We start from the raw sequence: 13,600 nt of genomic DNA, 5'->3' as shown, positions 1-13,600 counted from the left end.
CCCCGGGGCCGGCGCTTAGTCGTCGAGGAGTTCGATGAACTCCCGCGCCTGCTTCATCGAAATGTCTGAGTGGCGCGTCAGGGCTGCAGCTGCTGCCTCTGCGTCGCCGTTGCGGGCCAGCGTGCGGATCCTGCCGTAGATCTCGTCATTGAGCATGTTGCTGCTGACTTCACGGGTCACGTCCCCCTTGCTCGCGATGGCCCGGTAGCGGTACGGGAAGCGCTGCGGCTCGTCGTCCTCGTCGTCCTCCGGCGCGCTTCCGGGCGCGTCCGGGCTGCGGTAGGGCTGCGGGTGGGAAGCCAAAGCACCCACGGCGTCCCGGGAGGCCCGCAGGCCGTCCCCGGTCGCCTCGTAATACAGCTTGATGGCCGCCATCGCCTGGCCCTGCGCGATCAGCGCGTAAATACGCCGGTGTTCCGCTTCGGACAGCTTGGCCGCGGCAGTGCGGGCCAGCTCTGCGGCGCCGGGGGCGGCCTGCCGGGGAGCGGCGTCCTGCGCAGCTTTCCTCTTGCCCAGTGCCCGGGAGGCCAGCACAACGGCAACTGCCACAGCCACAAGGATGAGGGCGGGGATAACAAGCGATTCCATGGTTCTAAAGCCGTTCTCTATCTACCTGCTGCTGCGGATGTGGCCGGGGTCGCTGTGGAAGGAACCCGGGGGCGGCGGACGTAACAAGACCCCACATAATCACCACCAGGACAACCGCAGGCAACAGAACCAGGAGTAGTTCGCCCATACCTACGAGCTTAGGGCAGATCCGGGTTATCCACAGCAATATTCACCGCGCTGCATGCTCGGGGGATGACGCAGGCCGGGCGGTCTTCCGAGGGAATATGAACCCGTCCATGGGTGTCGATGAGGTGGGTCACGGATGCCGGCAACACGCGCAGCAGCGGCATGTTCCCGACACGCCGCTGTGGATGAAATTCCACAGAAAAAATATTTGCTCCACATGCCGGCTGGAGAGTTTTCGCAGGTCAGAGTCAGTACCAGGGCTAAACTTTTTTCTTTTCCACAACTTTCCACACAGGCTGTGCACAAGCTATGCCGGTTAGTGCACAGGTTATCCACAGGAAGCCCCGGCAGTGGACTTTGCGGTGGGGCCGGGGACGGCTAGCGTGGCGGGGTACCTGTTCCGGGGATCAAATGCGGCCTGTGGACCTGCACTGAAGGCTGGCCGGACAGCTGCGGCAAACCCCAGGGGAGGGGTCTCTGTGGAAAACCTGTGGATTTGGGGATAACTCCTGTGCACAAGTCGGCTCGGAGGCCGTCCCAGCCGCAGTGTCGGACCCTGCCGGTAGAAATTGGACAGGTGGCGGACCCCGGATTTCCGGTGAAGCCTTGCAGGACGGCAACCACCGGGCGGGCCCGGTAACTATGGAGGACGGCAGCTTTGTCAATCGCGCATCTGGACGAGGTCGAAACTACCCGCGGATCAGACGCGAGCCGAAAGCCTCCGCAGGACATCCCGGCTGAACAGTCCGTCCTGGGCGGCATGATGCTGTCCAAGGACGCCATCGCGGACGTCGTGGAGATCCTCCGCGGCCAGGACTTCTACCGCCCCGCCCACGAAACCATCTACGAAGCGATCATCGATCTTTACGGCCGCGGTGAGCCTGCGGATGCCGTCACCGTCTCCGACGAGCTGACCAAGCGGGCAGAGATCAACAGGATCGGCGGCCCTGCCTACCTGCACGAGCTGATCCAGACTGTGCCCACGGCCGCCAACGCCGGCTACTATGCGGAAATCGTTGCCGAACGCGCGGTGCTGCGCCGCCTCGTCAACGCCGGGACCAAGATCGTCCAGCTGGGCTACGGCTCTGACGGCGAGGTGGAGGACCTGGTCAACCAGGCCCAGGCCGAGGTCTACGCCGTTGCCGAACGCCGCACGGCGGAGGATTACGTGGTCCTCAAGGACGTCATGGAATCCACCGTGGACGAGATCGAGGCATCCGGCCACCGCGGCGAAGGCATGGTGGGTGTGCCCACCGGCTTCTATGAGCTCGATGAACTTACCCACGGCCTGCACCCGGGCCAGATGATCGTCATCGCGGCCCGTCCCGCGGTGGGCAAGTCCACATTCGCGCTGGACTTCGCCCGTTCGGCGGCCATCAAGAACAACCTGGCCACCGTCATGTTCTCCCTGGAAATGGGCCGGAACGAGATCGCCATGCGCCTCCTCTCGGCCGAGGCCACCATTGGGCTGCAGGACCTCCGCAAGGGCACCATCAAAGACGAACAGTGGTCCAAGATCGCCACCACCATGGGCCGGATGAACGACGCTCCGCTGTTCATCGATGACAGCCCCAACATGTCACTCATGGAGATCCGGGCCAAGTGCCGCCGCCTGAAGCAGCAGCATGACCTCAAGCTCGTCATCCTCGACTACCTGCAGCTCATGAGCTCCGGCAAAAAGGTGGAGTCGCGCCAGCAGGAAGTCTCCGAGTTCTCCCGTGCCCTCAAACTCCTGGCCAAGGAACTCCAGGTTCCGGTCATCGCCCTGTCTCAGCTGAACCGTGGTTCCGAGCAGCGGCAGGACAAGCGGCCCATGGTTTCGGACCTCCGTGAATCCGGCTCCATCGAGCAGGACGCGGACATGGTCATCCTGCTGCACCGTGAGGATGTCTACGACAAGGAATCCCCGCGCGCCGGTGAGGCCGACATCCTGATCGCCAAGCACCGTAACGGTCCCACCAAGGACATCGTGGTGGCGTTCCAGGGCCACTACTCCCGGTTCGCCAACATGGCGGGAGACGCGGGCGGCGGCGGAGGCTTCTAGGCCGGCCGCCTGGCCGGCCGGCGCGGGGTCAGTCCCCGGCCAGAAGGTGGTTCGGCAGCCGGTTCCCCGGCGCTGTGCCCCTGATCTCCAGCAGTTCCCGTGCGTGGGCGTGAAGCCGCTTGTCCTCGTCGCTGACCGGCACCCAGGCGGGGATCGGCACTGAGTTTCCTGCGCCGTCGCGCGCCACCATGACCGTGAGGCAGTACGTGGTGAGGTTCAGTTCACGGCCCTTGGGATCGCCGGAACGGACGTGGACGGCGATGTGCATGCCTTTTGTGCCGGTGTACACCAGGCGGGCCTCCACCTCCACCACGTGCCCGATCAGGAGGGGCCGGTAGAAGCGGACGCCGCCGGAGAACACGGCCACCGTGTCCTTGCCGCAGTAGCGTGAGGCGCAGACGTACGCAGCCTCGTCGATCCATTTCATGACGATTCCGCCATGGACCTTGCCGCCCCAGTTCACGTCGGTGGGCGCCGCCATGAAGCGCAGCGTCACCCGCTCGGCTGTGCCCGCATCGGTATATTCCTGATGGTTCATAGCTTCGACGATCTGTTCGCGGACCTTGATCCGGGCCAGCGCGTGGTCACGCTGTTCGATCTCAGCGTCACTGGCAGGCTCAAACTGCTTGACGGGGATGGGCTTGCCGTCCTCGCCTACCGCCACGAAGATCACCATGCACTGGCTGCGCATAGTGGCGGGGCCGCCTTTGGGGTCGCTGGAGGAGACGACGGTCCGGATGTGCATGGAAGACCGGCCGGTGTAGACGATGGTGGCCTCCACCTCCACCATGTCGCCGCTGTTCACGGGATCCGCGAAGTGGATGTTGCCCACGTATGCCGTGACGCAGTAGGACTTCGCCCACCCCACGGCGGCGGCGTAAGCAGCCTTGTCCACCCACTCCAGCACCGTCCCGGCATCCACGGAGCCGCTGTGGCCAACGTCGGTGGGGGCCGCCAGGAAGCGGAGGGTCACGGAGTTGGGCGCACCGGTCTCAGTCATGCTGCCGATCATACTGACGCTGCCGGTTACCGGCCGGTTCGGCCGCGGCGCCAACGCCAAGTGACGCATGACCGGCCGTCACTTCGCGAAATCGCTGGAACGGCGCCGGGTCGCTGCGGCGGAACAGCGTCTTCGCACCGTTCCAGCGTCCCCGGTGCCGGTTAAACCACGACGGCGGCCACGCGCCGTGGTGCGCGGCCGCCGTCGGGCGTTTCGGCCTAGGCCAGGACTGCCAGCTTGGAGTTCCGGCGTCCGAAGAGGGCGCGGTCCACGGAAACGCGGCCGGCGCCGGTGAGGGCCAGGGCGAACGCCGCCGCCGCGAGGAGCAGCACCAGCTCGTAGCCGCCGTTGGCAGCGAAAACTCCGGCGGAAGCGTGCACCAGGAAGAGGGCGCCCAGCATGTTGAGGGCCAGGAGGGCGGCCACCACACGGGTCAGGAGGCCCAGGATCAGGGCGATGCCGCCGGCGAGCTCAAGGACGGCAACGGCCGGGGCCATGACGTCGGCAGCGGGCACGCCCATTTTGGCGAAGGACGCCTGGGTGCCGGCAATGGTCCACTCGTTGAACTTCTGCCAACCGTGGGCTGCGAAGAGGAAGCCGAGGACAATGCGGAGGGCCGTGATGGCGGTGGTGGTCAGTCGGGACTGGTTCATGGGGTTTCACCGTTTCGGATATCGGTCGGAGCTGGACACATGCAAGCAGGGGCCGGATCGCAGCGTTGAACCCTTCCAGTGTTCCGCAGCATTGGTTGAAGAGTCAACCAATGCTAGCATTCTGTGGGATATGTCATGACCGTGACGTCACAGTCACCCGCCTCCCCGCCCGGAGGCCGTTAAGCTGGCACGGTGTCCCAACCCTCCACCTCCGCGCCTGTAGCGTCGCGCCGCGGCAATGCCCGCGAGATCCTCCGTCTCGCTGTCCCCGCGTTCGGTGCACTCGTGGCCGAACCACTCTTCCTGCTGGCTGACTCTGCAATTGTTGGACATCTGGGAGTGGCGCAATTGGCGGGGGTTGGACTGGCCTCGGCCGTGCTGCACACCGTCGTCGGCCTGATGGTCTTCCTCGCCTACTCCACCACCCCAGCGGTGGCGCGGGCCATCGGCGATGGCCAGCTCGGGAAGGCGCTGGCCGCAGGGCGCGACGGCGTCTGGCTGGCCCTGCTGCTGGGCGTCGTCCTGGCCGTGGCAGGCTTTGTGGCGGCAGAACCGCTGATCGGGCTCATGGGCGCAGAAGGCGAGGTGCGCGCCTTCGCCGTCGACTACCTTCGCTGGTCCATGCCGGGACTTGTGGCGATGCTGCTGGTCTTTGCCGGGACCGGTGTGCTCCGCGGACTCCAGGACACCCGCACCCCGCTGGTGGTGGCCACCGCCGGTTTCGGGCTGAATATCGTCCTGAACCTCTGGCTGGTCTACGGGCTCAACTGGTCCGTCACCGGCTCCGCCGTGGGCACCAGTGTGGCGCAATGGGGCATGGCGGCTGTCTACGTGCTGATGGTGCGGCGCAACGCCCTCCGGCATGGCGTTTCTCTGTTGCCCAGCTGGCACGGCATCCGCAGCATGACCCGGGTGGGATCCTGGCTGATGCTGCGCACCCTCAGCCTGCGGGCCGCAATCCTGGTGACGGTCCTGGTGGTGACCGGCCAAGGCGCCATCAACCTGGCGGCACACCAGCTCGCCATGACCATCTTTTCCTTCCTGGCCTTCGCCCTGGACGCCCTCGCCATCGCGGCGCAGGCACTTATCGGCAAGGAGCTGGGTGCTTCCAACGCCGCCAAGGCCCGCCTGCTGACAACCACCATGATCCGCTGGGGCATCGGCTTTGGCGTGGTCACGGGACTGCTCCTGGCGGTGGTGGCTCCCTGGGCCGGCGCCCTCTTTACCCCGGACCGGGACGTGCAGGCCGCGCTGGCCGTCGCCCTGTGGATCCTGGCCGCGGGCCAGCCCATTGCCGGATACGTCTTCGTGCTGGACGGAGTGCTCATCGGCGCCGGCGATGCCCGCTACCTGGCACTGGCCGGCGTGGCCAACGTGGCAGCATATGCGCCCATGCTCGCCGCGGTCGCTTTCTCCGGAGCCGCGGGCGCTGCAGGCCTGGCCTGGCTCTGGGCCGCTTTTTCCATCGGATACATGGCTGCGCGTGCCGTAACGCTGGGCCTCCGCGCCCGGAGTGACCGGTGGATGGTGCTGGGTTCGGCTTGACCGGGGCGCGCAACTAAACTGAATCCGTGACACAACCCTTGACGCCCGCAGGCGCCGCCCACGGAACCGCCCCCCGCACCGACCTGTGGAAGCCGGTCCTGCTGCGCTCCGCTGCCTCGCTGGTGTTCGGAGCCGTGACGATCTTCTGGGCCACGCCCTCCGTGGAAGCCATGGGCTGGGCCGGCGGACTGTACCTCCTGGCCATCGGTGCCGTCACCCTCTGGGGTATCCCCGCCACCGGATTCGGGCGAGAATCTGCCTCCGGCAAGATGCTGTCGGCTGCCGGATCGGTATTGGCAGGGGCAGGGTTCGCGGTGCTCCTGCTGCACAGTGACCTCCTGTTCGGCGTCATCGCGGCGCTGGGACTCGGCGTTGCCGGAGCCCTGGAGTTGGCGTGCGGCATCCGGAACCGGGGCCGGCACGTCCTGGCCCGGGACTGGATCACCTCCGGCCTCATCAGCCTCGGGACGGCGGCGATCCTGCCGTTCTTCATCAGCCTCGGTGCGCATGCCCTGCTGGGTGTGGCCGGCGGCGGGGCCATTATCCTTGGTGTGCTGTGGGCGCTGTCCGGGCTGACGCTCAGGCACGATTCCCGCAGTACGGCCGCGAAGCCGTAAACTAGGAAGGTCCCGGTTCTACTCGCTGTAGAAATTTCGCCGGGGCCACCCACAACGTACACCGGGCCGGCCATCCATGCCGCCCGCAGGGAGGACTTACCGTGGCAGACCAGCACCAGGGAAAACCGCGCAAGCTGCGGACCTCTGTGAAGGGCCCGCTGATGTTCTCCGCGTTCTGGGCCGTCGTCGCCTTCTTCGCCGTGGTGATTTTCGCCTCCGGTGGCAGTGCCCGCGCTCCCCGTTTCGACCTTGCCTTCACGGCCGCCGGCATCGCCTTTATCGTGACCCTGGTGATCGCAGCCATGCTGTCCATGAGCCATAAGGAAAACGCCGAGCACCTGGGCAAGGGGTCCGGCGTCAACCTCAGCTCGGCGAAGAACACGTCCCATGGTTTCGGCGGGACCGGCACCTCCGGCTCGCCTGAGCAGCAGGATCACGACGGCGGCACTGAAGGTTCCGCGGGCCGCTAACCCACCGCCGGTCCCGCCTTCCGCGCCGGGCTTTAGGCCCACCCGCCGGTCCTCGGACGCGGGCCGGCCACTAGCCTGCCGCCGCCTGGCGTGCCCGGTAGGCCGCAACATGCGCCCGGTTGGCGCAGTTGCCCGTATCGCAGTACCGCTTTGAGCGGTTTCGGCTGAGATCCAGTACAGCCGCGTCACAGTCCTCGGCCTCACAGACGCGAAGCCTGTCCATCTCCTTGCTGCGCACCACATCCGCCAGCGCCATCGCCGCCTCCGTGCTGATCCGATCCGCAAGCGGGGCCTCAGGCGCAGTGGCGTGCAGGTGCCAGTCCCAGCCGTCGTGCCTGACCAATTGGGGGAGGGCGTTGGCGTCCCGGAGCAGGCGGTTGATCGTCTCCACGGCACCGTCTTCCCCCGCCACCCACGCCCCGGCCAGCTCGCCGCGCAGCCGCCGGACGCTTGCCAGCTCCGCCTCATCCCGCACCCTGGAGCCGGAAAACTGTTCGGCGGCCAGGAACCTGTCCAGATCCCCCTGGGATTCCAGGTCCTCCCGCCCGTTGGCGCCGGAATTGATGAGGTTGACCACGCTGCGCAGCGCAACCTCAGTGTCAGGGGCAAATACCATCTTGACTCCTTACAGGGCCGAAGCGTACTGTCATGACCAATACCCCACTTTACTCCTGACAGGAGGCGACGGTGCCTGCCGCCAAGAACCATCCCGCCACGCCACGTCCGGTGGCACCACGCCGCAATTTCCTGGCCTCGGGCCTGGGCATCGCCCTGTTCTCCTCCGCCGTCTTCGGCACCTCGGGATCGTTTGGCAAGGCGCTCCTGGAAACGGGATGGTCCCCGGGCGCCGCCGTCACGGCACGCCTCACCGGTGCCGCACTCATACTCGCCATCCCGGCGATCATCGCCCTGAAGGGCCGCTGGCACCAGCTGCGGGACAACTGGCTCACCATTGTGCTCTTTGGCCTGATCGGGGTGGCGGCGTGCCAGCTGTTCTACTTCAACGCGGTGGAGCGGCTCTCCGTGGGCGTCGCCCTGCTGCTCGAATACCTGGCGCCGGTGATCATTGTCCTGTGGATCTGGGCGGCCAGCCGTAAGCGGCCGCGCGCGCTGACCTTCGGCGGAACCCTGCTGTCCCTGGCGGGCCTTGTCCTGGTCCTGGACCTCACCGGAGCCGTGAAGGTGGATCCGGTGGGGGTCCTCTGGGGCATCGCCGCAGCGGTTTGCCTGGCCATCTACTTCTTCATCACAGCCAAGGAAAATGACACCCTGCCGCCCCTCGTGCTGGCATCCGGCGGGCTGATGGTGGGCGCCGCCGTCATGTGGCTGGCCGGTGCCACGGGATTGCTGCCCATGGCCTTCAACACGGCAGACACGAAACTCGGACCCTGGGTGACCCCGTGGTGGGTTTCGCTTGCCGGACTGGTGGTCCTGGCAACCGTGCTGGCCTACGTCTCAGGGATCATGGCGGCACGCGCCCTGGGCTCCAAGGTGGCCTCGTTTGTCTCCCTCACCGAGGTGCTGTTCGCCGTCATCTGGGCCTGGCTGCTGCTGGGCGAGCTGCCCGGTGCCATCCAGCTTGTGGGCGGTGTGCTCATCGTGGGCGGCGTCCTCCTGGTCCGGCTCGACGAACTCCGGGCCCCCGCCGCCACGGCGGAACCCGTGCCCGGGCAGCCAGCGGCGAAGGCAAGCTCACCGCTTGAGCACGCGAACGACGTCGAACCCGTGCCCTGAGTGCGCCGGCATGCGCGGATGCCCGCGCACCCCTGCCCGCCGCAGGAACGCCGGGCAGGCCCGCCGGCACATGAACAGTGGTTAAACGGGCGAGGGCCCGGGCACCTTGCGGTGTCCGGGCCCTCGCCGTTACAAACAGGTTCCTGGTGACAGGCCCTGCGCAGCCAGTGCTTAGCGGGAAGCCTGGTCCTGCTCTTCGGCGTTGCGCTTGGCCTTGTCGCCGGCTTCCTTCAGTGCTTCGGCAACCTTGGTCAGCATGGTGGTGTGCTGGCCCGACCATTCGTTGCGGAACTTTTCAGCGTCGGGACCTTCCCAGTTGGTGCTGCTCAAAACCTTGGTGAGAGTGGACTTCTGCGTCTCAATCTCGGACGCACCTGCCTGAAGCTTGCTGCCCAGCTGACGAAGCTGCTGAACGTCTGCACCCCAAATAGCCATCAGTATCTCCTTGTTGGTAAGTGGATCCGAACCAGGTCGGCATCCCCAGCGGCCCCCCGGCTCATCCGGAAGATCCATTGCCTAAAACCTATCCCGGCGCTCAAAGGAGTGTCGATGGGCACCCCTGCCCATGCTGTCCTCCCCATGGACGGGCCTCCTCAACCTGCTGACAAAGCGGGCCTCGAAGGGTCGATCTTAGGCGCTCCAGAGCCTAGCATGGGCCTATGTGCCGGAACATCCGAACCCTTCACAACTTCGAGCCGCACGCCACCTCCGAGGAGGTGCACGCCGCCGCGCTGCAGTATGTGCGCAAGATCAGTGGCAGCACGAAGCCGTCCAAGGCCAACCAGGACGCCTTCGATGACGCGGTGCACGAAATCGCCCACATCACCCAGCACCTGCTGGACGCGCTGGTAACCCAGGCGCCGCCCAAGGACCGCGACGAAGAGGCCGCCAAGGCCAGGGCGCGCGCCGCTGTCCGGTACGGCGCGGCCTGACCTCGCCCCTGAAGGGAAGCCGCTACTTTCCGAAGCTCCGGAGCCGCAGCGAGTTGGCCACCACCAGCACCGAACTGGCGGCCATCGCTGCGCCTGCGATCATGGGATTGAGCAGGCCGAGTGCGGCCACCGGGATGCCGACGGCGTTGTAGAAGAACGCCCAGAACAGGTTCGTCTTAATGGTGGCCAGGGTCCTGCGGGACAGCTCGATGGCCTGCGCCACCTGGGTAAGGTCGTTCCCCATCACCGTGAGGTCCGCGGCCTCAATGGCCACATCCGTTCCGGACCCCATCGCGATCCCCAGGTCCGCCTGTGCCAGTGCGGCGGCGTCGTTCACGCCGTCACCGGCCATGGCCACTGTTGCCCCGCCAGCCTGCAGCCTGCGTACGGCCTCCACCTTGCCTTCCGGCAGCACCCCCGCGTACACGTCGGCAGGGGGAATTCCGACGGCGGCAGCCACCTGGGCGGCCACGGCGGCGTTGTCTCCGGTCAGCAGGATGGGGCGCAGGCCAAGCTCCTTCAACCGTGCCACAGCAGCGGCAGAGCCTTCCTTGACCGTGTCCCGGAGGCTGATGATTCCTGCGGGGACGCCGTCCACGGCCACCCAGACGGCGGTGGCGCCGGCCGCCTCGGCCTCCGCCAGTGACTCCAGCTGCTCCGGGGGTGGCTCAATGCCGTTGTCGCGGAGCCAGCCGGTGCGGCCGGCGAGGACCAGCCGGCCCTCCACTGTTCCCGTGACTCCGCCGCCCGGCGCGGAACGGAAGCCGTCGACGGCGGGCAGGCGGCCGTCGTCGTCCGCTGCACTGCCCGGGCGGGCGGGAATGATCTCCTTGGCCGCCGCCGCAATGGCCCGCGCCACGGGGTGTTCCGAGGCCGCCTCCACGGCACCGGCGAGCCGCAGCACCTGCTGCCTGTTGAATCCGCCGAAGGCGACGGTGGACTCAACCGCCAGCACACCGGTGGTCACGGTGCCCGTCTTATCCAGCAGGATGGTGTCCACCGTGCGGGTATCCTCCAGGACCTGCGGTCCCTTGATCAGGATCCCCAGCTGCGCGCCTCGCCCCGTTCCCGTCAGCAGGCCCACCGGGGTGGCGAGGCCCAGCGCGCACGGGCAGGCGATGACCAGGACGGCGACGGCGGCGGTGACGGCCGCGCGCAGCCCGCCGTCCGTTCCGCCCGGGCCCGCGATGAACAGCCACAGCAGGAACGTCGCCGCGGCAATGGCCAGCACCACCGGGACGAAGACGGCGCTGATGCGGTCGGCCAGGCGGGCGATGGGTGCCTTGCCTGTCTGCGCCTGGGAAACCAGGCGGGCCATCTGCGCAAGGGTAGTCTCGGCACCCACCCGGGTTGCCCTGACCAGAAGCCGGCCTGAGGTGTTGATGGTGGCGCCGGTGACCTTGCTTCCGGGACCGACCTCCACGGGTACCGACTCGCCGGTCACCAGTGAGGCGTCCACGGCGGAAGTCCCATCGAGCACCACGCCGTCGGCGGCGATCTTCTCGCCCGGACGGACCACCAGGACATCCCCCACGTGGAGCCGGTCCGCAGAAACCCGGTATTCCGCCCCTTCGCGCAGGATCGTGGCGTCCTTGGCGCCCAGGTTGAGGAGGGCCTTGAGGGCGTCCCCGGCCTTCTGCTTGGCGTTGGCCTCCAGGTAGCGGCCCAACAGCAGGAAGGTGGTGACCACCGCCGCCACCTCAAAGTAGAGGCCTCCGGCGTCCATCCCCTCCATGCCCGGGTGCTCGGTCATCCGCGGATCGGCAACCAACTGCCACGCCGAGAACAGGTAGGCCGCCGTCACGCCGATGGAGACCAGCGTGTCCATGGTGGAGGCAAGGTGCCGGGCATTGACGGCCGCGGCCCGGTGAAACGGCCAGGCAGCCCAGGTGACCACCGGAAGCGCGAGGGCTCCTGCTACCCAGCCCCAATGGGGAAACTGGAACGCGGGCACCATGGATACCAGGAACACGGGAACCGTGAGGATGGCGGCCAGGATCAGGCGGGGCCGGAGCTGCGCGGCCGTGCCGCCGTGTGCCGTGTGGTGGTCAGCGCCGGCCGCCTCCGGTCCGCCGGTGTCCGAGGGTGCCGGCGGGGTGCGCACCGTGGCGGTGTAGCCTGCGGCATTGACGGTGGCCACCAGCTGGTCGTCGGTGATCCCCTCCGGGGCCGTGACATGGGCTGATTCCAGCGGGAGGTTGACCGAGGCCGCCACGCCCGCCAGTTTGCCGAGCTTCTTCTCCACCCGGTTGACGCAGGAAGCGCAGGTCATGCCCTCGATGTCCAGTTCCACCACGCGGGTGCCGGGCGGTTGCAGCAGTTCCTGGTGGCCCATGCCGTCCTCTCAGGGGTTGGTGCGGTGTGCGGGTGGCCTACGCTTCGTTGGCGACAACCAGGTAACCGGCCTCAGCCACGGCTTCGCCGATTTCAGAGGGTGACAATTTGCCCGCTGAGGTGATGGTGACGGTGGAAATGCCGCCGGCGTTGAGGTCCACGTCCACGGCTTCCACTCCGGTGAGGGCTTCGAGCTCCTCACTGACGGCGGAAACGCAGTGGCCGCAGGTCATGCCGGAGACGCTGACTTTCGTGGTGGTGGGGGAGGTGGTGCTCATGGCTGCTCCTTCGTAGCTTCCGGCGGATTGCCGGTGGGGGTAATGGGGTGGGGCGCGGAAAAATTGGATGGTTCTCAGCGGAGCAGGCGGCCGATGGCTTCCGTAGCTTCCTTGACTTTGGCATCGATGGCTTCGGCGCGTGCTTCCGGGTCCGGTTCAGCAGCGGCGCCCACCACACAGTGGCCGATGTGCTCTTCCACCAACCCCAGGCTGACAGCGTGCAGGGCCTTGGTGACGGCGGAAACCTGGGTGAGGATGTCGATGCAGTACTTGTCCTCGTCCACCATCCGCGCGATACCCCGGACCTGGCCCTCAATTCGTTTGAGGCGGCGCAGGTAGGCGTCCTTGTTGGCCGTGTACCCGTGTTCCACTGCGTGCTGCGACTGTTCCGGTGCCCGCTCCTGCGTTGCTTCCGCGGGGGGCGCGGCCATGGCCTCTTCGATGGCGTCCATGGCTCCAACCTATACCCCGTCGGGGTATAGGTGCAAGTACCCCCAGGGGGTATAGAGGGATGGCTCCTGCCGGGGCACAAAAAAGCTCCGGAGTGCGTTATTGGGGGATACGCACTCCGGAGCAGCTCTTGGGCAAACCCGGCATCCACTCTCCGCGGAACCGGCCTGCTTGATTCAGCTTACTGTCTGGTAGGGAACTCCGCCAGCACCCGGAATAACTACTTTCGCTTTATTATTTGGGACCCGGATTTAAGGGGCCCGGCAGCCGGGACAGCCCTGGACATCAGCGGTCCTGGTGCGCCGGCATCCGATACGGAACCACCAGTACCGGAAGGCTCTGATGGTGGCTGAGCCAGGCGCCCACTGATCCGTTCAGTGCCTCCGACAGCCGGTGCGAAAATCCCCGTTCCGAAGTGCCCACCACAATCATGGGCGCATTGGTCTCGGCAGCCAAGCGGGCCAGCGCCCGGGCGGGGTCGCCGGCGAGCGTGCGCAGCGTCCAGTCCACCGTTCCGGTGCCGGCAGGTAACTTTCCAACCGCGGCCATGATGTCCGCCTTCAGCCCGCTGGTCAGTGCGCGGATGTCCTCGTCGTCAGCGTCCGGATGCAGGGAAAGCCGGTGGGCGGACCGTGCAGGGTCCCATTCCACCAGGTAGCTGGCTTCGTCCACGTAGGCGCAGAGCAGTGGCTGGCCCAGCCGGGCCGCCAGGCCGGCAGCCGTATGGAGGACTTCCGGATGCTGCTTCGGCATGATGCCCACCAGCAGCGGGGCGGTACCGCTGAATCGTTCCGATGTCATAGCCCAT

Annotated in this window: 15 protein-coding genes; 6 read left to right on the top strand and 9 right to left on the bottom strand. The window is 66.9% G+C overall.

Features of this window, described 5'->3' with window-relative positions; genetic code table 11:
• Positions 1 to 15 precede the first annotated feature (15 nt).
• Positions 16 to 588, bottom strand: coding sequence for a hypothetical protein (locus ACHL_RS19480; protein ID WP_015939030.1), 573 nt, complete (start codon positions 586 to 588; stop codon positions 16 to 18).
• Between the two features lie 805 nt (positions 589 to 1,393).
• Between ACHL_RS19480 and dnaB the strand changes: the two genes are divergently transcribed.
• On the top strand, positions 1,394 to 2,779 hold the full coding sequence (gene dnaB, locus ACHL_RS19475; RefSeq protein WP_015939029.1) for a replicative DNA helicase: 1,386 nt from the start codon (positions 1,394 to 1,396) through the stop codon (positions 2,777 to 2,779).
• A 28-nt stretch (positions 2,780 to 2,807) separates the two neighbouring features.
• Here dnaB and ACHL_RS19470 read toward each other — a convergent pair whose 3' ends face one another.
• Together ACHL_RS19470 and ACHL_RS19465 are read right to left on the bottom strand one after the other, a co-directional pair.
• Positions 2,808 to 3,779, bottom strand: a complete 972-nt coding sequence (locus ACHL_RS19470) for an acyl-CoA thioesterase (RefSeq protein WP_043794918.1) — start codon at positions 3,777 to 3,779, stop codon at positions 2,808 to 2,810.
• Between the two features lie 218 nt (positions 3,780 to 3,997).
• Positions 3,998 to 4,432 (bottom strand): DoxX family protein, encoded by a 435-nt coding sequence (locus ACHL_RS19465; protein WP_015939027.1) that lies wholly within the window; start codon positions 4,430 to 4,432, stop codon positions 3,998 to 4,000.
• Positions 4,433 to 4,624: 192 nt separating this feature from the next.
• Here ACHL_RS19465 and ACHL_RS19460 point away from each other — a divergent pair, with 192 nt between their 5' ends.
• The 3 genes from ACHL_RS19460 (at position 4,625) to ACHL_RS19450 (ending at position 7,064) form a co-directional block, all read left to right on the top strand.
• On the top strand, positions 4,625 to 5,977 hold the full coding sequence (locus ACHL_RS19460; protein WP_015939026.1) for an MATE family efflux transporter: 1,353 nt from the start codon (positions 4,625 to 4,627) through the stop codon (positions 5,975 to 5,977).
• A gap of 26 nt (positions 5,978 to 6,003) precedes the next feature.
• Positions 6,004 to 6,594, top strand: coding sequence for a hypothetical protein (locus tag ACHL_RS19455; protein ID WP_015939025.1), 591 nt, complete (start codon positions 6,004 to 6,006; stop codon positions 6,592 to 6,594).
• Positions 6,595 to 6,695: 101 nt separating this feature from the next.
• Positions 6,696 to 7,064 (top strand): hypothetical protein, encoded by a 369-nt coding sequence (locus tag ACHL_RS19450; protein ID WP_015939024.1) that lies wholly within the window; start codon positions 6,696 to 6,698, stop codon positions 7,062 to 7,064.
• A gap of 70 nt (positions 7,065 to 7,134) precedes the next feature.
• On the opposite strand, the gene ACHL_RS19445 is transcribed toward ACHL_RS19450, so the two are convergent.
• A complete protein-coding gene (locus tag ACHL_RS19445; protein WP_015939023.1) occupies positions 7,135 to 7,680 on the bottom strand; it encodes a CGNR zinc finger domain-containing protein in 546 nt (181 codons plus the stop codon).
• A 71-nt stretch (positions 7,681 to 7,751) separates the two neighbouring features.
• On the opposite strand from ACHL_RS19445, the gene ACHL_RS19440 reads away from it, so the two are divergent.
• The gene (locus ACHL_RS19440) at positions 7,752 to 8,798 is read left to right on the top strand and encodes an EamA family transporter (RefSeq protein ID WP_015939022.1); all 1,047 of its coding nucleotides are present in this window, start codon (positions 7,752 to 7,754) and stop codon (positions 8,796 to 8,798) included.
• Positions 8,799 to 8,969: 171 nt separating this feature from the next.
• Here the strand turns inward: ACHL_RS19440 and ACHL_RS19435 are convergent, their stop codons facing one another.
• Complete coding sequence (locus ACHL_RS19435; RefSeq protein WP_015939021.1) at positions 8,970 to 9,233, bottom strand: WXG100 family type VII secretion target; 264 nt, start codon at positions 9,231 to 9,233, stop codon at positions 8,970 to 8,972.
• A 224-nt stretch (positions 9,234 to 9,457) separates the two neighbouring features.
• On the opposite strand from ACHL_RS19435, the gene ACHL_RS19430 reads away from it, so the two are divergent.
• The gene (locus ACHL_RS19430; RefSeq protein ID WP_015939020.1) at positions 9,458 to 9,730 is read left to right on the top strand and encodes a DUF2277 domain-containing protein; all 273 of its coding nucleotides are present in this window, start codon (positions 9,458 to 9,460) and stop codon (positions 9,728 to 9,730) included.
• Between the two features lie 22 nt (positions 9,731 to 9,752).
• On the opposite strand, the gene ACHL_RS19425 is transcribed toward ACHL_RS19430, so the two are convergent.
• From ACHL_RS19425 to ACHL_RS19410, 4 genes are all read right to left on the bottom strand, one after another.
• Positions 9,753 to 12,065: a heavy metal translocating P-type ATPase gene (locus ACHL_RS19425; protein WP_015939019.1), complete on the bottom strand. Its 2,313-nt coding sequence runs from the start codon at positions 12,063 to 12,065 to the stop codon at positions 9,753 to 9,755.
• Positions 12,066 to 12,102: 37 nt separating this feature from the next.
• On the bottom strand, positions 12,103 to 12,342 hold the full coding sequence (locus tag ACHL_RS19420) for a heavy-metal-associated domain-containing protein (RefSeq protein ID WP_015939018.1): 240 nt from the start codon (positions 12,340 to 12,342) through the stop codon (positions 12,103 to 12,105).
• A 74-nt stretch (positions 12,343 to 12,416) separates the two neighbouring features.
• A complete protein-coding gene (locus tag ACHL_RS19415; protein ID WP_050767197.1) occupies positions 12,417 to 12,773 on the bottom strand; it encodes a metal-sensitive transcriptional regulator in 357 nt (118 codons plus the stop codon).
• Positions 12,774 to 13,077: 304 nt separating this feature from the next.
• Positions 13,078 to 13,593 carry a universal stress protein gene (locus ACHL_RS19410; RefSeq protein WP_015939016.1) on the bottom strand — a complete coding sequence of 172 codons (516 nt, stop codon included), beginning with the start codon at positions 13,591 to 13,593 and terminating at the stop codon, positions 13,078 to 13,080.
• Positions 13,594 to 13,600: the final 7 nt, after the last annotated feature.

Origin of the sequence: Pseudarthrobacter chlorophenolicus A6 (assembly GCF_000022025.1) — a bacterium.
GTDB lineage: Bacteria > Actinomycetota > Actinomycetes > Actinomycetales > Micrococcaceae > Arthrobacter > Arthrobacter chlorophenolicus.
This window is presented reverse-complemented; position numbering and strand designations above follow the sequence as displayed.